General features: G+C 45.4%; 19 protein-coding genes, 1 pseudogene and 1 riboswitch. Of the genes and pseudogenes, 15 read left to right on the top strand and 5 right to left on the bottom strand.

The features are described from left to right. Positions 1–64 precede the first annotated feature (64 nt). The 5 genes and pseudogenes from R7Z77_RS22225 to glpG all read left to right on the top strand — a co-directional run. Positions 65–391 (top strand): annotated as a pseudogene (locus R7Z77_RS22225) (cell division ATP-binding protein FtsE); the annotation flags it as partial. After that, positions 381–1,349, top strand: a complete 969-nt coding sequence (gene ftsX / locus R7Z77_RS22220) for a permease-like cell division protein FtsX (RefSeq protein ID WP_005378695.1) — start codon at positions 381–383, stop codon at positions 1,347–1,349. The pseudogene R7Z77_RS22225 and the gene ftsX, both read left to right, overlap by 11 nt. A 176-nt stretch (positions 1,350–1,525) precedes the next feature. Continuing rightward, positions 1,526–2,383, top strand: a complete 858-nt coding sequence (gene rpoH, locus R7Z77_RS22215; protein ID WP_005378693.1) for an RNA polymerase sigma factor RpoH — start codon at positions 1,526–1,528, stop codon at positions 2,381–2,383. Positions 2,384–2,876: 493 nt separating this feature from the next. Beyond that, the gene (gene glpE / locus R7Z77_RS22210) at positions 2,877–3,197 is read left to right on the top strand and encodes a thiosulfate sulfurtransferase GlpE (protein WP_005378691.1); all 321 of its coding nucleotides are present in this window, start codon (positions 2,877–2,879) and stop codon (positions 3,195–3,197) included. Then, on the top strand, positions 3,197–4,039 hold the full coding sequence (gene glpG / locus R7Z77_RS22205; protein WP_047103977.1) for a rhomboid family intramembrane serine protease GlpG: 843 nt from the start codon (positions 3,197–3,199) through the stop codon (positions 4,037–4,039). Before glpE ends, glpG begins: the two co-directional genes overlap by 1 nt. Before the next feature lie 62 nt (positions 4,040–4,101). On the opposite strand, the gene R7Z77_RS22200 is transcribed toward glpG, so the two are convergent. Continuing rightward, positions 4,102–4,512, bottom strand: a complete 411-nt coding sequence (locus R7Z77_RS22200) for a flagellar basal body-associated protein FliL (RefSeq protein ID WP_005378687.1) — start codon at positions 4,510–4,512, stop codon at positions 4,102–4,104. A 161-nt stretch (positions 4,513–4,673) separates the two neighbouring features. On the opposite strand from R7Z77_RS22200, the gene R7Z77_RS22195 reads away from it, so the two are divergent. Next, positions 4,674–5,213 (top strand): chorismate lyase, encoded by a 540-nt coding sequence (locus R7Z77_RS22195; protein WP_005378686.1) that lies wholly within the window; start codon positions 4,674–4,676, stop codon positions 5,211–5,213. Further along, entirely contained in the window at positions 5,214–6,068 is an 855-nt protein-coding gene (ubiA, locus tag R7Z77_RS22190) for a 4-hydroxybenzoate octaprenyltransferase (RefSeq protein WP_005378684.1), read from the top strand. Positions 6,069–6,132: 64 nt separating this feature from the next. Here ubiA and plsB read toward each other — a convergent pair whose 3' ends face one another. After that, a complete protein-coding gene (gene plsB / locus R7Z77_RS22185) occupies positions 6,133–8,559 on the bottom strand; it encodes a glycerol-3-phosphate 1-O-acyltransferase PlsB (protein WP_053307422.1) in 2,427 nt (808 codons plus the stop codon). Between the two features lie 368 nt (positions 8,560–8,927). Here plsB and lexA point away from each other — a divergent pair, with 368 nt between their 5' ends. The 3 genes from lexA to dinF all read left to right on the top strand — a co-directional run bounded on the left by lexA (position 8,928) and on the right by dinF (position 11,942). Beyond that, complete coding sequence (lexA, locus tag R7Z77_RS22180; RefSeq protein ID WP_005378682.1) at positions 8,928–9,548, top strand: transcriptional repressor LexA; 621 nt, start codon at positions 8,928–8,930, stop codon at positions 9,546–9,548. 188 nt (positions 9,549–9,736) lie between these two features. Beyond that, positions 9,737–10,537 (top strand): class I SAM-dependent methyltransferase, encoded by an 801-nt coding sequence (locus R7Z77_RS22175; RefSeq protein WP_411913203.1) that lies wholly within the window; start codon positions 9,737–9,739, stop codon positions 10,535–10,537. 55 nt (positions 10,538–10,592) lie between these two features. Further along, a complete protein-coding gene (gene dinF / locus R7Z77_RS22170) occupies positions 10,593–11,942 on the top strand; it encodes an MATE family efflux transporter DinF (protein ID WP_318136838.1) in 1,350 nt (449 codons plus the stop codon). Between the two features lie 57 nt (positions 11,943–11,999). Here dinF and sthA read toward each other — a convergent pair whose 3' ends face one another. Continuing rightward, entirely contained in the window at positions 12,000–13,430 is a 1,431-nt protein-coding gene (gene sthA / locus R7Z77_RS22165) for a Si-specific NAD(P)(+) transhydrogenase (RefSeq protein ID WP_005389689.1), read from the bottom strand. Positions 13,431–13,693: 263 nt separating this feature from the next. Here sthA and fabR point away from each other — a divergent pair, with 263 nt between their 5' ends. Together fabR and R7Z77_RS22155 are read left to right on the top strand one after the other, a co-directional pair. Continuing rightward, complete coding sequence (gene fabR, locus R7Z77_RS22160; protein ID WP_005378632.1) at positions 13,694–14,335, top strand: HTH-type transcriptional repressor FabR; 642 nt, start codon at positions 13,694–13,696, stop codon at positions 14,333–14,335. After that, complete coding sequence (locus R7Z77_RS22155; protein WP_005378634.1) at positions 14,335–14,700, top strand: YijD family membrane protein; 366 nt, start codon at positions 14,335–14,337, stop codon at positions 14,698–14,700. The genes fabR and R7Z77_RS22155 overlap by 1 nt, the downstream gene beginning before the upstream one ends. Positions 14,701–14,764: 64 nt before the next feature. Here R7Z77_RS22155 and trmA read toward each other — a convergent pair whose 3' ends face one another. Beyond that, on the bottom strand, positions 14,765–15,874 hold the full coding sequence (gene trmA, locus R7Z77_RS22150; RefSeq protein ID WP_047104456.1) for a tRNA (uridine(54)-C5)-methyltransferase TrmA: 1,110 nt from the start codon (positions 15,872–15,874) through the stop codon (positions 14,765–14,767). 184 nt (positions 15,875–16,058) lie between these two features. Beyond that, positions 16,059–16,259: riboswitch (cobalamin riboswitch) on the top strand. A gap of 55 nt (positions 16,260–16,314) precedes the next feature. Between trmA and btuB the strand changes: the two genes are divergently transcribed. From btuB to murI, 3 genes are read left to right on the top strand one after another with little or no spacing between them, the layout of a single operon-like run. Continuing rightward, on the top strand, positions 16,315–18,150 hold the full coding sequence (gene btuB / locus R7Z77_RS22145; RefSeq protein WP_005378674.1) for a TonB-dependent vitamin B12 receptor: 1,836 nt from the start codon (positions 16,315–16,317) through the stop codon (positions 18,148–18,150). A gap of 59 nt (positions 18,151–18,209) precedes the next feature. Further along, complete coding sequence (locus R7Z77_RS22140; protein WP_005378675.1) at positions 18,210–18,902, top strand: ATPase; 693 nt, start codon at positions 18,210–18,212, stop codon at positions 18,900–18,902. A 31-nt stretch (positions 18,903–18,933) separates the two neighbouring features. Further along, positions 18,934–19,737, top strand: coding sequence for a glutamate racemase (gene murI / locus R7Z77_RS22135; RefSeq protein WP_064354402.1), 804 nt, complete (start codon positions 18,934–18,936; stop codon positions 19,735–19,737). On the opposite strand, the gene R7Z77_RS22130 is transcribed toward murI, so the two are convergent. Further along, on the bottom strand, positions 19,700–20,155 hold the full coding sequence (locus R7Z77_RS22130; protein ID WP_064354401.1) for an RNA-binding protein: 456 nt from the start codon (positions 20,153–20,155) through the stop codon (positions 19,700–19,702). The genes murI and R7Z77_RS22130 overlap by 38 nt on opposite strands. Positions 20,156–20,395 lie beyond the last annotated feature (240 nt).

The following is a 20,395-nucleotide window of genomic DNA, read 5'->3' as shown; positions in this document are numbered from 1 at the left end:
TGAAACTCAGTATATTGTTTAATAATTATTCAATTTCGGACGACTTGGTTTTCTGTCCGAATTACGCAACAAAGCCGCGTTAGATAAAACGGGCTTACTCGATAAAGCTCGTTGTCTACCTAGTCAACTTTCTGGTGGTGAACAACAGCGCGTCGGTATTGCCCGTGCTGTGGTTAATCGACCAACGTTGCTGGTGGCTGATGAGCCGACGGGTAACCTTGACCCAGAATTATCCAACCGTGTGTTGCGTCTATTCGAAGAATTTAACCGTGCGGGCGTGACTATCCTACTTGCCACGCACGATGTGGGGTTAGTAAACACTCGCCCACAGTATCGTCATTTTGAATTGAACCAAGGCTTCCTAAGTGAGGTAGAAGACTATGGCAGGTAACAAGCACTCCCAAAAGAAGGGGAAAGGCCGCAGTGCCAAGCGTGCGAATACCGATGGTTTTTTCTCTGTCCACGCAAAACAAGCTAAATCCTCTTTTAGCGCCTTATGGCAACGACCACTAGGCAACATTCTGACCCTAGCGGTCATCTCTATGGCACTTGCCATGCCAGCTTGTTTGTATCTATTGGGGAAAAACGTTGCGGGGGCAGCGGAAGATGTCGCTTCTCCTTCACAAGTTAGTGCTTACTTAGTTGAAGGCATGCCGGATGCACGAGTGATGGTTCTCAAAGATCAAATTGAAACTTGGCCTTTGGTAAAAGAGGTAGAATATATTTCACCGCAACAAGGTCTATCTGATTTAAGCCAATATGCAGGGTTCGACCAAGCTATCAGTCTTTTAAGTGGCTATGCGCTACCTGGTGTGTTGGTGATTACGCCAGATTCGGAGCTAAAAAGTGATATTCAGTCATTAGCCAAAGACGTTCGAGAGCAACAAGATGTGACCGACGTGAGACTTGACGAAGACTGGCTGGCGCGTCTTGATGCCATCAAAACTCTCGCGAGTATTATTGTCATTACCCTGACAGTACTGATGCTCGGTGCGGTATTTTTAATCGTTGGCAATACATTGCGATTTAATGTGCTGGCGAATAAAGAAGAGATTCAAACCATGAAACTGATCGGTGCGACGGACAGTTTTATTCTGCGCCCTTACTTGTACACAGGCATGTGGTTTGGCGTGTTAGGTGCCACTATTGCGTGGTTGGTAACGGCTTTAGTGACCATTGTCATGAATAGTGCGGTGGAAGACCTTGCTGCGTTGTACGATAGCCAGTTCCGCCTGATTGGTCTAAGTTGGGATGAATCTTTGTTACTAATCATCATTGGGAGTCTTTTGGGATGTATTGCGGCGCGCTTTTCTGCGCAACGACATTTAAAAGAAATTGAACCAGTTTAAGTGATGGCGGTCTTATTACTTGGATTTCATTAGCACTAGCTAATTTTGAACCCTTGCTTAGACCAAATGTTTATGGATAATTGCTTCCCCTTCTTGAAACTTGTTCATTTTGAGTTCAAGATATCGAAGCTAAATTGCAATGTAATGCTCCAGATCAGAGATTGATGAGGAATTGAATGACAAAAGAAGCGTATCCGATGGCTCTAGTCACGCAAGATAGCCTTGATAGCTATATTCGCTCAGTAAACAGCTACCCAATGCTGACTGCAGACGAAGAGCGTGAGCTGGCAGAACGATTACACTATAAAGGTGAGATTGAGGCTGCAAAAGGTCTAATTCTTTCGCACCTACGATTCGTTGTTCACGTTGCTCGTGGTTACTCTGGCTACGGTTTGCCAATGGCGGATCTTGTGCAAGAGGGTAACATCGGTCTAATGAAAGCCGTTAAGCGTTTTAACCCAGAAGTAGGGGTTCGCTTGGTTTCTTTCGCTGTCCACTGGATCAAAGCAGAGATCCACGAATACGTGCTACGTAACTGGCGTATCGTGAAAATTGCGACCACTAAAGCGCAACGTAAATTGTTCTTCAACCTGCGTAAGTCGAAAAAGCGCTTGGGTTGGTTTAACAACGGTGAAGTAGAAACCGTTGCGCGCGAGTTAGGTGTTGAGCCTTCTGAAGTTCGCGAGATGGAATCACGCTTAGCGGCGGTGGATTCAACCTTTGATATGCCAACTGATGAAGACGACAGCTCAAACGCTTACACAGCGCCGATGCTATACCTAGAAGACAAATCGTCTGATGTGGCCGACAACATTGAAGCCGCCAACTGGGAAATGCATACCAACAATCGCTTGGGTCATGCATTAGCGAGTTTGGATGAGCGTAGTCAGCGCATCGTGCGTTCTCGTTGGTTAGATGATGAGAAAGCAACATTGCAAGACTTAGCTGATGAGTTCGGTGTTTCTGCCGAGCGTATTCGCCAGCTAGAAAAAAATGCAATGAAGAAACTAAAATTGGCTGTGGGTGAATTTTAATTTCCACTGCTAATTGAAAGTAAGATTTTCATAGAAAGCCGAGATCATGTGATCTCGGCTTTTTTATTGTCGATCGAAAATCGATAGCGTTTGCGATCCGGATTTTATGTGCTACCTGTGTATAACTCTGTGAAGTAATTATTTATCAACTGTTCGAAACCCGGACAAAATAAGGGATTCAAGCACTTTTCCATCTGGGGATAGTTATAGATATACACACAGTTAGATCAGGATCATCACTACATATTGTGGATCAAAAGATCCAAATACACTTTATCAACGCAATTCACAGCTTTATCCACAAATGGTTGGAATGTGTACACTTTTGAAAAGCCTGATTATCCATGTGTCTAAGTTTGCCGTTGGATAGGTTACAATAGCGGCAGTATACCCAAGCAGCTTCAAATATGGATTTTATGCTGTACCACGGGTGCTGATTAGTACGTTAGGTTCGAGGTTGCTTGGGTATATTAATAAGACAATGAGAAAGTAAATGGATCAGTTTAAGCATATCGATGTACAAGGTGCGCAAGCGCTGCTCGAGCAGGGTGATGCGAAGCTTGTAGATATCCGTGACCCTCAATCGTTTGCCGTTGCGCATGCGGAGTCCGCGTATCACTTAACTAACGATACGATCGTTGCGTTTATGGATGAAGTGGAGTTCGAACAACCTATTCTAGTGATGTGTTACCACGGTATTAGTAGCCAAGGTGCGGCGCAATATTTGGTTAACCAAGGCTTTGAACAGGTGTACAGTGTAGATGGTGGCTTTGAAGCCTGGCATCGAGCAGAACTACCGATAGTGAGAAGTTAATGAAGAGATTGGTAACGTTAAATAATCCACGTATGGCGCAAGCCTTTATTGATTATATGGCCTCTCGCCAAATTGACATCGAAATGATGCCAGAAGGGGATGGGCAATTTGCGCTGTGGCTGACTGATAGCCAGCATGAAATAGAAGCGGAAGCCGAACTTAAGCTGTTCCTTGCTAACCCGTCTGATTCAAAATACAGCGCCGCCTCGTGGGACGTTGCCGATACTCGTAAGAGCACATTTCATTATTCCAGCCCGAGTATCATAAGCATGGTCAAAGCGAAAGCTGGCCCCATGACTTTGCTGATCATGACAGTCTGTATCATCATCTACTTGTTACAAATGTTTGGCTTTGGCAATGGCGTGTTTAAGTTGTTGCACTTCCCGGCTTTTGAGGGGCAACAATGGCAAGTGTGGCGATGGCTAAGTCATGCGTTACTGCACTTTTCAGTAACTCACATCGTGTTTAACTTACTATGGTGGTGGCAGTTGGGTGGCGACATCGAACGTCGTCTCGGTTCCGGTAAGCTATTGCAACTCTTTGTGGTGTCGGCAGCGTTTTCAGGGGCAGGCCAGTTCTATGTTGAAGGGGCTAACTTCGGCGGCTTGTCTGGCGTGGTCTATGCACTGCTTGGTTATTTGTGGATATTGGGTTACCGCTTGCCACATTTAGGCCTTACGCTACCCAAGCCAATCATCGTCTTTATGTTGGTATGGTTAGTTCTTGGTTTTGTGCAGCCATTTATGGCGATTGCAAACACCGCTCACTTAGTTGGGCTACTGTCGGGGATGGCGATTGCGCTGTTTGATTCAGGCAAGATGAAATACCAACAGCAAGCCTAAAGCAGATGAAATGAAAAGACCGCTCAAGAGCGGTCTTTTTTATGTTCAAAACGGATTTGGGTTTATTGATAAAGGTATTTTGTAAACAACAAATCGGCAATGATGGTTTTACCTGTTTCAGGCAAAAGCGTTTCGTTGAGGGTCGTCACTAAGGTTTTGCGCAGATCTTCTCGGCCAGACAGGGACTTAATCGTATCTTCTGTTTGCTTACCCAATAATTCAATCACTGCATCGCGAATCAAAGGTTGGTGATGCTCAACAACTGATAAATCTTGTTGACTCATTACCATGATGTCGATGCGCACTTGCACATAACCTAACTTTTTGCCTTTGGTGTAAAAGTTAGTAGTGAGGTCAGGCTCTAGGGTAAAGTATGCCAACTTAGGTCCAGCTTCTTCCGTTTCAGCCCAACTTGGTGCGGCGAATAGTATGGTTAACGCAAAAATAATTTGGGCTATATAACGTTTGTACATATTTCTAACTTTTCTTTCTCTGGATCGCGATATTCGAATCGCTTCAGTCTTGATACAATGGGCCGTCTATAACAAATAACGGAACTTACGGTTACATACATTACTATGGACGGTAAGTTGTTGCTTTATTGTACGCATAAAGCCTCCAATTGAATACTAGTATGAATCAGCCAACATCACTCTATCTTGCTTCTTTATTGGAAGTAGAGTGGCAAAACCCCGAAGAATTCGAATTTCCAAATGAATTTGCCAAGCACTGGCTTGAAGAGCAAGGGTCTTTGTCACGTCGTTTAAAACAGCACTGCCAAGCGTTAACGGTAGAATTGCTACAAAATCAGATCGTCACTGCAGCGACATTAAAACAGGACGAAAGCCAGTTATTGTCCGAACAAGATTGCTTACTGAGAGAGGTAATTTTGTGCGGTGACAATAATAACTGGGTTATTGGGCGGACATTGATTCCTCGCTCAACCTTAGTTGATCAGCAGTATGATTTGGCTCAACAAGGGGATATCCCATTAGGATTAACAGTGTTCAGCGCAGATAACGTTGAGCGAGACTCTTTACAAATGGGATGGGTAGCCGTACCAGAAGGACGTTTGTTAGCGCGACGCTCAAGGTTGTGGATGAATCACAAACCGATGCTAGTCGCCGAGTTATTCTTATCTAATTCACCAGTTTACGCTAAGGAGACAGTGTAAATGTCCGCAGAAAAAGCCAAAGCATATTGGCAACTGATGCGCATGGATCGCCCGATTGGTTCACTGTTACTGATGTGGCCAACGATTTGGGCGCTAATTATCTCAGCCCAAGGGATGCCAAGTTGGGATGTATTCATCGTGTTTGTATTGGGGGTATTCCTAATGCGTAGTGCGGGGTGCGTGATTAATGATTTTGCAGATCGCAAAGTCGATGGCCATGTAAAGCGTACTAAGCAACGTCCACTGCCATCAGGGAAAGTGACAGCAAAAGAGGCGATTGGATTATTTTTGGTTTTGGGTATCAGCTCGTTTTTGTTAGTGCTGACCATGAACCCGCTGACGATTCAGCTATCCTTCGCTGGTATTGTGTTGGCGTTCATCTATCCATTTATGAAGCGTTACACTCATATTCCACAACTATTTCTAGGCTTGGCTTTTAGCTGGGCGATTCCAATGGCGTGGGCTGCACAAACTGGGGAATTACCATTGATTGTTTGGTTTTTGTTCCTCATTAACGCTTTGTGGACCATTGCGTACGACACTCAATATGCGATGGTAGACCGAGATGATGATCTAAAGATTGGCATTAAATCGACGGCAATTCTGTTTGGTCGTCATGACAAGCTTATTATTGGTGTGTTGCAACTGATTACACTCGCGATGTTGGTTTGGTTAGGGCAGTTCTACCAATTGGGACAAAGTTACTACTGGACCCTTTTGATTGCAGCGTCGTTGTTTGTTTATCAGCAGCACTTAATTCGTCACCGTGAGCGTGAGTTGTGCTTTAAGGCTTTCCTTAACAACAATTATGTTGGCATGGTGATAGCGATAGGGTTACTGGTCGCATTTTGGTAAGCGAAGAAATAGAAAAAGGCATCCGATTGGATGCCTTTTTTCTTATTGGAAGAAGGTAAAACGGTTACGACCGAAGTTGGTGAATACTCTCTTCGATCGTCAGTTTCACTTCTGGATAAAGCAGAGTGAACAGTAGCCGTGCAAATTGCTGCGTTTTCTTCGTGTCACAGTTACCATCGTTATCGAGGTATTTTTGCTGTTTGAGCGTATTGAACATCGCGGTAAACACACCTTTATCGAAGAATTCTGGCGCATTAATACCGTGCAAACGCCCTAGGCGCTGAGCAATATCTTGGCTCTTCTGCTCTAGGTCCGATTTACCCAGCTCAGGGTAAGCAACAAGCAAGTTCATCGCGATAGAGTAGCGTTGCAGCGTTTCAGTTATCGTTCGACCTAACAGAACCAAAGGCTGGTTGTTCGATTGATTGATCTCTAGCTTATCACCATCAAGACTAATCATTTTCTGATCGGCAAATTCATGCAGTGTTTTAACGACCAATTCATCTAACTCGTCTTCTTGGTAACTTAAGAACAGCTCTTTCTTCAAGAATGGGTAGATTTGCGCGACATTCGCTTGAATCTTGGCTACCGAAAGGTTGCGCTGACGAATGAGCATTTGGGCAATTAATGACGGCAGAGCGAACAAGTGGATGATGTTGTTGCGATAGTAGGTCATCAGGATCGATTGGCTACGGTCCAGCGAAATGATGTCACCCATGCTATCGGTTTCAATCACGAACTTATCAAGCGAAATTGCATGATCGACCAACTCCTCAGCACTTTCGGTAGGGATAGTGGAGGTGCTTGAGTACGGGTTATTTTTGAGTAGCTTTAAGTAACACTCAATCTGATTGATCAGCGAGTCACGAGAAAGTGCACGTTGACGAGAAGCAAGCAGTGCGGTTGCACACAAGGTCAACGCGTTTGCCGCCGCCGCATCGTTGATGTGCGTCATCATCTTATTAGCAAGGTCGTTCACCACAGGATTCATCCATTGTGGTTTGTTACCACCCATGCTGTCGATGTCTTTCGTCCACTCAGGAGCATGCTCGTTCAAGTATTGGTTGAGCTGAATTGGCTCACCGAAGTTCACATAGCCCAAACCAAAGTTACGCAGTTTACGCAGAGTACGCAGTACAAGCCCTGCGTTTTCTTTCTCTTTGCGTTTGCCACGCAGCTCTTTCGCGTAAGTGCCCACTTCCATTACGTGCTCGTAGCCGATGTAGACCGGCACTAGCGTTACTGGGCGGTTTAAACCACGTAGCATTGCTTGGATGGTCATAGCCAGCATACCCGTTTTCGCTTGCAGTAAGCGACCTGTACGTGAACGACCACCCTCACTGAAGTACTCGACTGAATAGCCTTTGGCAAACAGCTCAGCTAGATACTCACGGAAAATGGTTGAGTACAGTTTGTTGCCTTTAAAACTACGACGAATAAAGAACGCCCCACCGCGACGGAAAAGAGGACCGGCCGGGAAGAAGTTCAAGTTAATGCCTGCCGCAATGTGCGGAGGCACCATGCCTTCATGGTATAAAACATAAGACAACAGCAGGTAGTCCATGTGACTACGGTGACACGGAACGTACACAATTTCGTGGCCGTCTTGCGCTAAACGACGCACAGTCGAGGCGTTATTGATGTGCAAACCTTGGTATAGTTTTGTCCATAACCAACTCAGGATGCGGTCGCCGTTTTTCACCAGACTATAGGAGAAGTCGGCGGCGATTTCATCCATGATGTCGTGGGCTTCTTTACGTGCCTTATCAATCGAGATGTTTTTGCTCTTGGCTTCGTCAGCAATCGCCAGTTCAATAGCTGGAGATTTTAGTAAACGAGCAAACAACACTTGGCGTTGTGGCAAGTTTGGGCCTGAAGCAGCCAGTTTCTGGCGTGAGAAGTGGATACGCGCCACGCGAGCCAGTTTGTGCGCAATTGCGCTGTCGGTACCGTGAGAGTCTGCCATATAACGCAGAGATACCACGGGACTAAAGCGAACTAAGCAGTCGCGTCCCGCCGCCATTACTGCTTTGGCTTTTTGCGGACCATTCATCGGTTGAAGGTAAGGCTTTTGGTTCTCTTCTTTACCTGGCTTACGACCCCAAAGCACGGTTGCAGGGATCATTTGAACATCCAACTCACTATCCAGCTTGTGCAGTTCCAGTAAGTCAGTGAACAGAGAGACAGAATCGGTTGGGACATCATTATCGTTGTTCATCACAGTTGGACGCGCAGCGATAAAGACGAAACGGTTCAGCGTTTTGCCATTGATTTCCAGCGGGCTGAGCGGGTCGGGTAGACCAAGGCTCATGGCTTGTTTTTGCAGTGTCAGCAAATCCACGTTCGAGCGGAACGGCAGGGCATATACAATCGGTTTAGTTAGGTCGATGTTCAGATCTTCAATCGGGTTCGACGGGATTGTGGTGCCCTTTACCAGTACCGATAAAGGTAGTTTTAGTAATGAACGTGAAAATGATTGTCCAGAAGACATAAAGTTCACAGCCTCAATAGGTATTCAAACAGGCCTAACCTTATTTCAGTTTCCGCGTTGCATGTCTTCTCTATAAAAAGAGATGAGTACGGCAATAGAAATAAGCCTAGGCGATAAAATTTAAGCGCTGCAAGGATACCAGAAACTGGTCAAACCTTTTAATTTTATTGGCTGTAAATTAGTCGAACCCCTAAGTTATTGCTTTGACTTGATTAACTGAAAAGTCGGTGTTTTAAACGAATAAAGAATGAACTTAATCGGTAAGCTGAAAGCTCTCCACAAATAAATTAAAAAACAACCAATTGGGTTTTCATTTGAGCATTTACTGGATATACTCACAGTTAACTGTATAAAAAGACAGGTGAGACATGAAGCCGTTAACGCCACGCCAACAACAAGTCTTCGATTTGATTAAAAGTAAAATCGATGACACCGGAATGCCACCAACTCGTGCAGAGATTGCGCGTGAGCTTGGCTTCCGCTCTGCGAATGCCGCAGAGGAACACCTAAAAGCGCTTGCTCGTAAGCAAGCAATTGAAATTATTCCAGGCGCTTCTCGTGGGATTCGTATCCTGCTTGAAGACGCAGCCAATGATGAGCAGGGTTTGCCATTGATTGGTCAAGTTGCAGCGGGTGAGCCAATTCTGGCTCAAGAGCACGTAGAGGCGCACTACCAAGTCGATCCTGCGATGTTCAAACCGCAAGCGGATTTCTTACTTCGTGTAAATGGCGAGAGTATGAAAGACATCGGGATTATGGATGGCGATCTGCTCGCGGTGCATAAAACCCAAGACGTGAGAGACGGTCAAGTTGTCGTTGCGCGTGTTGATGATGATGTGACTGTGAAGCGTTTGGAGCGCAAAGGCTCAACCATATTACTGCATGCTGAGAATGAAGAGTTTGCCCCAATCCAAGTGGACTTAACGTCTCAGCACCTTACGATTGAAGGCTTAGCCGTTGGTATTATTCGTAATACCGATTGGATGTAAGTGTATTTAAGCAGCCCAGTTGATCTGGGCTGTTTTGTCTTTTCTCTTCTTTTCTCTTTTTCTACTTCCTCCAAAAGCTTGCTCATCATCTTGACCTTGTTTGTTTTGGCCAATTTATAAGCTTGATAATGTAATTGATATTCATTATCATCTTTATTAATGTCTATGTTTTCTCTCTGGCGCAGGAAATGCCCATGTCTCAGTCTAAACGTCAAGTTCCTAACCATCTATTGAAGCCACTGTTATTGCGTAGCCGTGAAAGCATGGTCGACAATGGCTTGGTGTACGATCCGATAGCAGCTAAAGCGTGTTTGAGCTGTAAGATGGCGCCGGATTGTTTGAGTGGTGATATTGCGCAGAAGCAATTGCTGCACGTGACGCTGACTCAGCTTTGTGACCAGCAGGTTAGTCACTTCTTACAGCAGTATCCCTATGCCTGGATAATCAATGTCGGAGCGGGGCTGGATACCCGCTTTTATCGTTTGGATAATGGACGCTGCCATTGGATAGAGCTGGATGTGACGGAAAATTTGGTATGGCGTCAGCGCTTGTTCCACAAAAATGAACGCTATGAACATCGCTGTGGCAGTGTGGATGAAATGTCGTGGCTAGAGACGTTAGCCATTCCAGAGCAAGCACCGGTACTCATTTTATGTGAAATGGCACTGCTCGATTGCACAGAGCGTCAAGTCGCGAAATTTATTCAAACCTTAGGTCGACATTTTGTTTCTGCTGAACTGTGTATGGTGCTGGCAGGAGATTTAACGGAAACCAAGTGGGGACAAAAGCTTGGCTCTGATCGTTATGCTCATGGCTTTGAAGCACCTGCAGCACAGATATTGCAATGGTTACCATGGGCACAATGGGTGAAAGCTTTCTCGCCATTCGATAGATTCTGTTCTCGTTGGAAAGCTTGGCAGCGTTGGCTTAATAAGATTCCAATGTTGAAGCATCGCCTCACGCCAGTCCTCGTTCACATCAAGTGGTAATTGGCTAGTCGTTAAGCGCTCAGGTACACTCGTCGATCTTACTGATGAGGTGCCTGTGACAAATTCAATCTTCTCTCCTTTATCTAACCCAAAAGTTCATCGCCAAGTTTTAGCTTTAGCGATACCTATGGTGCTGTCGAATATTACTGTTCCATTGCTCGGTTTGGTTGATGCTGCGGTGATTGGTCATCTAGACCACACTTGGTATTTGGGTGGTGTTGCGTTGGGCAGCACCATGATCAGCGTGACGTTTTGGCTGCTTGGTTTTTTGCGTATGTCGACTACTGGGTTGGCGGCGCAGTCCTATGGCGGTGAAGACCGAAAGCAACTTGCCTTGGTGTTTATGCAAGGCTCACTTATGGCGCTGCTGTTTGCGTTAGTCTTCCTTATTGCCCATAACCCGATTGCTGATTTGATCTTTGGCTGGAGTGACGCCAGCGCAGAGGTAAAACACTACGGCATGCAATATTTCTCTATCCGTGTGTGGAGTGCCCCCGCTGCGCTAATGAACTTTGTGTTGTTGGGGTGGCTGCTCGGGACGCAAAATTCCAAAGCACCAATGTGGATGGTGATCATCACCAACGTGACTAATATTGCCCTCGATTTGTTGTTTGTGATTGGTTTGGGGTGGAAAGTAGAAGGCGCTGCGCTGGCATCGGTGATTGCTGACTACTCAGGCATGGCGTTTGGCTTGATGTGTGTGTGGAAAACATGGCGATCGCGTCAGTTGCCATCACCTAAGAGCCTGCTAACCGATACTCAACATGGGCTAGGGCGGTTCGTAAAACTCAATCGCGATATCTTCTTACGCTCGCTATGTTTACAAGCTACGTTTAGCTTTATGACTTTCCAAGGTGCGAGCTTTGGTGATGATGTGGTTGCGGCTAATGCGGTATTGATGAGTTTCTTGATGATGATTTCCTATGGCATGGACGGATTTGCCTATGCCATCGAGGCCATGGTTGGCGAAGCGATTGGTGCCAAAGACCGAGCGCAACTCAGTGCTTCGTTGATTGGTACTTTCTTCTGGAGTCTGATCATCTGTTTAGGTTTGACTGCGGTATTTGGTTTGGCGGGATCGCACTTGATCGCCATGATCACTTCGATTGAAGCGGTGCAGCAGCAAGCAGCGGTGTATCTACCTTGGCTGGTGGTGATGCCACTTGCGTCGATGTGGTGCTTTCTATTGGATGGCATTTTTGTCGGTGCAACCAAAGGCAAAGACATGCGCAATAGTATGTTTGTCGCGACCAGCAGTTTCTTTGTTGTCTTTTACTTGTTCGCCGAGTGGGAAAATCACGCGCTGTGGTTTGCAATGACGAGCTTTATGTTGATGCGGGGTATTGGTTTAGGGGTTATCTTTCTCTACCAATGGCACAAGGATACCTTCCTCGCACAATGTTGATATAAAAACAGCAGGTCCAAGCCTGCTGTTTTTCTGTCTGCTATCAAGAAGCATAGATTAGAACAAGCGGTTCAAACCATTCAACGCAGCGACACGATACGCTTCGGCCATTGTTGGATAGTTGAAGGTGGTATTGACGAAATACTCGATGGTATTCGCTGAGCCTTTTTGCTCCATAATGGCTTGACCGATGTGGATAATTTCCGCGGCACGTTCGCCAAAACAGTGAATCCCTAAAATTTCTTTGGTTTCACGATGGAACAATATCTTCAAGCTACCGATGTCTTTCCCTGCGATCTGTGCACGAGCTAGATGCTTGAACGAAGAGCGTCCTACTTCATACGGTACTTTCGCAGCTGTTAGCTCTTGCTCGGTTTTACCCACAGAGCTAATCTCTGGGATGGTGTAGATACCCGTTGGAATATCATCAATCAGATAGTTTTCTGCCTGACCTTTCGTAATGGCTTGTGCGACAAATCGCCCTTGGTCATAAGCGGCGCTTGCAAGGCTAGGGTAACCGATGACATCGCCTACAGCGTAAATGTGCTCAATATCGGTTTGGTAGTTACGGTTTACTTTTAGTTGTCCGCGAGAGTCCGCTTCCAGACCCACAGCACCCAAATTCAACTTATCGGTGTTACCTGTTCGACCATTCGCATACAACAAGCAGTCCGCCTTCATCTTCTTGCCAGATTGTAGGTGAATAATCACGCCATCTTCTGTGCCTTCGATTTTTTCATAGGTCTCATCATTACGAATTACTACACCGCTGTTCCAGAAGTGGTAAGACAGCGCATCTGACACTTCGTTATCCAAAAACTCCAACAAGCGGTCGCGGGTATTGATAAGGTCGGTTTTCACTCCAAGGCCGCGGAAGATAGAAGCGTATTCACAACCGATAACGCCCGCACCGTAAATGATGATATGGCGAGGGTCGTGTTTCAGGCTCAAAATGGAATCACTGTCGTAGATGCGCTCATGCAAGAAATCTACGTCGTTAGGCTGATACGGGCGAGAACCCGTCGCGATGACAAACTTATCCGCAGAATAGATTTCTTCTGTACCGTCGCTTTGCATCACTGCAATTGAGTAGTTATCGATAAATCGCGCGGTTCCGAACAAAAGTGTGCATGAGTTACGGTCATAAAAGCCCTGACGAAGTCGAGTTTGCTTATCAATGACCGATTTAGCATGACCTAAAATGTCAGAAAATGTTGCATGAACGCTGGTGTTGTTTCGACAAAATAGCGGGTTGCTATTAAATTCGATGATGCGGCTAACGGCATGACGCAGTGCTTTTGATGGAATGGTACCCCAGTGAGTACAACCGCCGCCGACACTGCTTTCTTTCTCGACAATGGCAACATTCAGTCCCGCTTTGGTTAATCCCATTGCAGCCCCTTCTCCGCCAGGGCCACTACCGATTACGATCACGTCATAGTGATTAACATGCGCCATGATGCCTTCCTTGTTATATTTGCTTAACATTGCTTTAGCGCGATTTTAACTCATTTACTCTATTGGTACACGTAATGCCTGTTAGAGAGTGGAAGTGATCACGCAGAATCGACCAAAAGGGTGATTTGGTATGTTGTATGTCTATAAATTGCATCGAGAACATTGCAATTAGATGCATGCCAATAGTAACGTTCTCGGCGCTCAGAGCGAGCGAAGCAACATATCTTTCTCCGTAGGAGCAAATTGCGTTATATTGAGGCTCTTGTACCCTACAGAAAAAGAGCAAGTTAAGAATGAAATCGATGGGAATCCGCGCACAGCAAAAAGAGAAGACACGTCGATCATTGATCGATGCGGCATTTAGTCAGTTAAGTGCGGATCGCAGCTTTTCCAGCCTTAGCTTGCGAGAAGTCGCCCGAGAGGCAGGGATTGCACCGACTTCTTTTTACCGTCACTTCAAAGATATGGATGAGCTAGGCTTAACCATGGTCGATGAAGGCGGTTTGCTACTACGTCAACTGATGCGTCAGGCGCGTCAACGTATTGTGAAAGAAGGTAGCGTAATTCGTACCTCGGTCGAAACCTTTATGGAATTCATTGAAAGTAGTCCGAACGTTTTTCGTTTGTTGTTGCGTGAGCGCTCCGGCACTTCTGCTGAATTTCGTACCGCTGTTGCTCGAGAAATCCAGCATTTTGCGGCAGAATTAACCGAGTATTTAATGAGCACCGGCGTGACCAGAGAAGAGGCGTATACTCAAGCAGAAGCGTCTGTGACTTTGGTTTTCAGTTCGGGGGCTGAAGCTTTAGATTTAGATCGACGTGAGCGCGATGAACTCGCCGAGCGATTGATCATGCAATTGCGAATGATAGCCAAAGGGGCCTATTGGTATCGCAAAGAACGTGAACGTAACCGATTAAAAGGCGGGATAGAATAATGTCGAATGGAAATAAATCTGAAAAGAAAACGCTGATTTTGGCACTGGTTGCAGGTATGTGTGGTGATGCTTTGTTGTCATGGTTGACCATGAGTGAAGTGTCTTTTTCAATCTTCCCATTGATTGCACTCGTACTGGCTGTACAAGCTCTTTACCAAGAGTACCTAAATAATCCGGTATCAGAAGATATCCCATTAGTTGGCTTGGCGTGCTTCTTCGTAGGTGCGTTTGGTCACTCTGCGTTTATTAAAGCGCAATACCCAGAAGCAGGCTCAAACTTCTTTGCGATCATGGTTTCAATGATCTTACTCGCATGGATTGGTAAGAAGCTAGGTTTTGTCAGTAAGAAGACTTCTGCGGAATAAGCAAACGAATCAAATAAAAAAAGCGAGCCATTGAGCTCGCTTTTTTTGTATTTGACGCCGTGGGTTACATTTTGCGTTCCAATAGCACGCCCGCTTCCATATGGTGGGTATAAGGGAATTGGTCAAACAGAGCAAAACGCGTCACGTTGTGTGTTTCGCATAGAATGTCCAAGTTCTCTTTTAGAGTTTCAGGGTTACAAGAGATGTACATGATGCGCTCGTAACCTTGCACCATTTTACAAGTATCGACATCCATCCCAGCACGTGGTGGATCGACAAAAATCGTGTTGCAGTTGTAGCTCTTCAGATCCACACCTGCATCTTGTAGACGACGGAATTCACGCTTACCTTCGATCGCTTGAGTAAATTCCTCTGCTGATAGACGTAAGATTTGTACGTTATCAATCTTATTGGCAGCGATGTTGTACTGTGCAGATACCACAGATGGCTTCGCTAGCTCAGTTGCCAGTACGCGGTCGAAATTCTGTGCCAACGCCAGCGAGAAGTTACCGTTACCACAGTAAAGTTCTAGTAGGTCACCAGTGCTTTCTTGGGTACAGTCGACAGCCCATTCCAACATCTTCTCTGCGACTTTGCCGTTCGGCTGAGTGAAGCTGTTCTCTACTTGTTGGTAGATGTAGCTTTGACCATTTACATCGAGCTTCTCGATCACGTAGTCGCGGTCTAGGACAATCTTCATCTTACGAGCACGACCAATGATGTTTAGATTGAAGCCTTCATCATTTAAACGCTGTTTAAGGGCTTTCGCGTTTTCAATCCACTCTTCATCAAGTTGGCGATGGTAAAGGAGTGAAACCAGAATCTCACCACTTAGTGTCGATAGGAAATCCACCTGGAACAGTTTACGACGTAGTGAGTCGTTGTCTTTCATCGCTTCAACCAATAGCGGCATCAGGTCGTTGATCAGACGGCTTGCAGCAGGAAATTGGTCAACACGGTATTTCTCACGAGTTTCTTGGTTGAACATGATGTAGTAAAGATCTTCGCCTTCATGCCAAACACGGAACTCAGCACGCATGCGGTAGTGCTGCTCTGGTGATTCAAACACTTCCAGTTCTGGCATGTTGTATGGCGCGAACATATCCGTGAGACGTTCGACTTTTTCTGCCAGTTGTTCTTGGTAGCGTTGTGGGTTTACATCAAGAGTAGCCATGATCTTACCTTTTATGGTGCATTCAATTTAAGAGCGCAGATTTTATTCAATCTCAATAGGATGTCCAGTTTTGTACTGGAATTGATTTAAAGATAGTGCGTACAGGCAGAGTAGAAAGCAAAATCAATCAAAACGTTACAACTTCTAAGGGCAATATTGGCTGGACAAATAATCAATAGCTGAATAATATTTGCCTCAAGTTGGTGCTATCTAGCAATCTAGATGGCTGAAATGGGAATCTGGTGTAAATCCAGAACTGACGCGCAGCGGTAAAAGAGAACGAACGCTCATCAGACACTGCATTAGTTTATGTGGGAAGTCGAGCAAGTAGGCGGTACACCCGTGCTCTTGAGTCCGAATACCTGCCAACAACTGAGCCACAGCACTGGACTGTCATGACGACAGGGCTCGGAAGGAATTACGCGATTTAGGACAATACAATGAGAAAATCCGCACTGGCGATCACTTTGGCATCGCTGCTTTCACCTGTCTCTTATCTACAGGCCCAGGAAACCTCCACTGACGAAACCATCGTTGTTACGGCAAACCGTTTTGAGCAAGCCGAAAGCCGTACGTTGGCAGATGTCGAAGTAGTTACTCGACAAGACATCGATCGCATTCAAGCGAAAACCCTACCAGATGTATTGCGTCGCCTTACCGGAATTCAAGTTTCACAAAATGGTGGTCGTGGTCAGTTAGCGTCTTTATTTGTTCGTGGAACCAGTTCCGACCAAGTTTTAGTACTGGTTGATGGCGTACGTTTTGCACGAGCAGCGAAGGGCGCTGTGGACTTTAACCAAATCCCACTTACTTACGTTCAACGTATTGAGTACGTGCGTGGTGCGCGTGCGTCACTTTACGGCTCAGAAGCGATTGGTGGCGTGATCAATATCATCACCATTGCGCGTGCTGACGAAGAAGGAACGAAGTTAAGTGCGGGTTTAGGTAGTTTAGATTATCAAGAATTGAGTGTGGCATCTGGTATTAAAGTCACAGAGAGCGGCCAGCTAAATATCGCGCTTGGTAGTGAAAGTGATGATGGTTATAACGTTCGTCCTGTACCGGGAGTTAATGACGGTGATCGCCATGGCTTTGATACAAAGAATGGTCTGCTAGGTTACGTGCATAACTTCAATGACCAGTGGTCTGCATTTGGTAACCTACGTGCTTACGAAAATGTTTATCAATATGACAGCAGCTACGGTAGTCGCGGTTACTACGAAGCAGAAAAAGACGATCTTTCTGTCACTCTGGGCGGTAAGTATCAGTCTGATAATGTGATGTCAGAACTACAAGTAACAGCACAGAAACAGAAGTCTTGGAACTATGAGCAAGCAAAAGGCAAACACTCAGGTACTGAAGATGAACTTGAGCAGCAAAATGTCCAGTGGACCAACAGTTACTTGCTAAACAACAATACGACGTTGGCTGGTGGTATTGATTGGCGCAACGAGTCTTATAAAGACAAGAGTGCGAATAAAACGTTTGATCGTACCAATGGCGCTCTGTTTGGTATGGCAACCACTAGTATTGATAAAGCAATGCTCGAGGGCAGTGCTCGCCTTGATGATAATGAAGAATACGGTAGTGAGTTCACTTACAGTTTAGCGGCTGGTTACCAGTTTGTACCAGAGTTTGGGGTTAAAGCCTCTTTTGGTACTGCGTTTAAGGCTCCAAACCTATATCAGCAGTATGACCCGACATACGGTGAGAAAGATCTGAAGCCGGAAGAGTCAGATGCTTGGGAGCTAGCATTCAGCGGTGATGTCCAAGGCGTTTTTTGGTCCGTCACGGGTTATGACTATAAAATCACGAATCTTATCGATTACCATCCAACCACGTACAAATATTTGAATGTCGATGGTGAAACACATATCCAAGGTGTGGAGCTTGTTGCTGAGTTTGATACAGGGATTGTGCAGCACCAGTTGAGTGCAGATTACAAAGATGCTGAAGACGATAAAGGGCATCAGTTGCAGCGTCGCGCTAAAGAAATGTATAAGTGGAATGCTTTAGTGAGCTTCGATAAAGTGGACTGGTCGGTTAGCTATCAGTACGTCGGTAAGCGTCCAGATGTGGATTACAGCACTTGGCCTTCACAAGATATCACGCTTTCTTCTTACTCGTTGGTTGATACGGCAGTGACTTACTATCCGAATGAGTCGACCTCTATTAGCGCTCGTATCGATAATCTACTTGATGAAGAGTATGAGATGGCAAAAGGTTACCCCGCTGCAGAGCGAGCGTACTATATCAACGTTGGCTACGAATTCTAATCGTGAATGAGCACAAACCGCCTTCGGGCGGTTTTTAATATTTTGTGGTGGAAAATCGAATGAAGAAACCCAAGCGAGTGGTGATCAGTTGGTCCAGTGGTAAAGATTCGACATTAACGCTTGAGCGCCTTAACGAGAATCCAAATTATCAAGTTGTCGGTTTGTACACGACTTACGTAGGGAAAGAAGTCCCTTTCCAAGCAACTCCGCTTGAAGTCGTACAAATGCAAGCAGACTTACTTGCGCTTCCGCTCATTACTATCGAGCTACCTGAAATCTTTCCAAGTAACGACATTTATCAATCGACCATCGTTAATGCATTACAAAGTAGTGGTCTGAACATAGAAGCTGTCGCATTTGGTGATATGTTTTGTAATGGCATTGCCGATTACCGACGCAGCTATATTGAACCTGTTGGCTGGGAATGCGTCTTTCCTCTATTAGGGGAGAGCAGCGAAAAACTAGCGATGGAAATCATAGAGCGTGGTATTCAAACTATGTTAATCACCATCGACGGAAGAGTTCTCCCTCCAGAATGGTGTGGTCGCTGGTATGACAAAGCCCTAATAGAGTCATTACCAAGTCAAATTGATCCCTGTGGGGAAAATGGTGAATTTCACACATTGGTCACGTCTTCGCCATCTTTTCAAGGACATATCGAGTTGACGAAGCGAGATGTAGAATCTGGAGATAGATTCAGCCATCAAAGATACCATGCTAAAGCATTGCCAAAACAAATCTACGCAGTATGATCGCAACGTTTCTGTTCTTTAGGTAAGACTCGTGCGAGTAGCAAGTAAGAAAAAAGTCCTAGTTTTTGACTCTGGTGTTGGTGGTCTTTCTGTATTCCAAGAGATACATCGCCTATTGCCCCAGCTAGACTACTTATACTTATTCGATAATCAGGCTTACCCTTATGGTGAACTCGATCAGGCTGTACTCGTTTCACGAGTTAACCAACTGGTCTCTTCTTTAGTCGAAGAACACCAAGTCGACATTGTCGTCATTGCTTGCAACACGGCGAGCACCATAGTGCTTCCTTCCTTACGCGAAAATTTATCGATTCCCGTTGTTGGTGTTGTCCCTGCGATTAAACCCGCATCGCTTTTAGCATCAAAAGGGGTAGGGCTGATCGCCACTCCGGCGACAGTAACACGCCAATATACTCACGAGTTAATACGAGACTTTGCGCAAGGCAAACCAGTTGAGCTGTTGGGATCAACTCGCTTGGTGGATATGGCCGAAGAGAAGTTGCGAGGCAACAGCGTTTCTCTAGACGAACTGACAAAAATCCTGCTTCCGCTTCGCGATAAAGTAGACGTTGCGGTGCTCGGTTGTACTCACTTCCCTTTAATCAAAGAGGAAATTCATCAAGCTTTGGGTGGGGACGTTACTTTAATTGATTCGGGTGCAGCCATTGCACGTCGAGTAAAAGCATTACTATTAAGTGATGAAATTGAGGATACGGAAGAGGGAAGTAAGTCGATTTATGCCAGTGCAACTCCTTGGCAGGAAGATGCACTGAACATTTGTTTAAAGAAGCTAGGTTTTAATCCTGTTCTGGTTTACCACCATCCGGGTGTTTAGGATCGTTCGCAATTCTAACTTTTAGCGTTCTTTCCATATATTCCTTTTCATTAAGTTTAGCGATAGCTGGCTTGGCATCTGCCGCAGCCATCACGACAAAACCAAACCCTCTTCTTTTTCCAGTGCGCTTATCTTTCATTAAGCGTACTGCATAGACCTGTCCATATTCAGCAAACAAATCGCGAACGTGACTCTCATTGGCCTTATAAGGAAGGTTGCCGACATACAGAGTTTTAGTCGATGGATCCGAGTCCGTTGATTGAATAGAAGGTGTCTGGCTAGAAAATGAAAATAAAAAAGCAGTAGCGATAACACCAATGAGAAAACTCAAGGCTGGTGGGATGGTGACTTGAGAGAAGACGATTCCCCCAACGACGGCCAGCCCAACACATAAAATCAGATTTTTTTTAGACGTCATTTTAATTACTACACATAGTGATAAAGAGATCGATTGTCCATTAACAGAATAGACACATGAATCTTACGTATATGGTTGGTGTTTTTCCAACCAATTGCTGTGATATGTCTCAAATGTGACGAAGAAATATGCAAATATCACGCTTTTGGCTAACTAATGACCTGTTGAAAGTTTTTTTGCAAAAAACGCTTGTACTAATTTCTCAACTCCCTATACTGCGCATCCACCGACACGGAGTGA

It is taken from the genome of Vibrio sp. 1401 (genome assembly GCF_033340295.1).
This window is presented reverse-complemented; position numbering and strand designations above follow the sequence as displayed.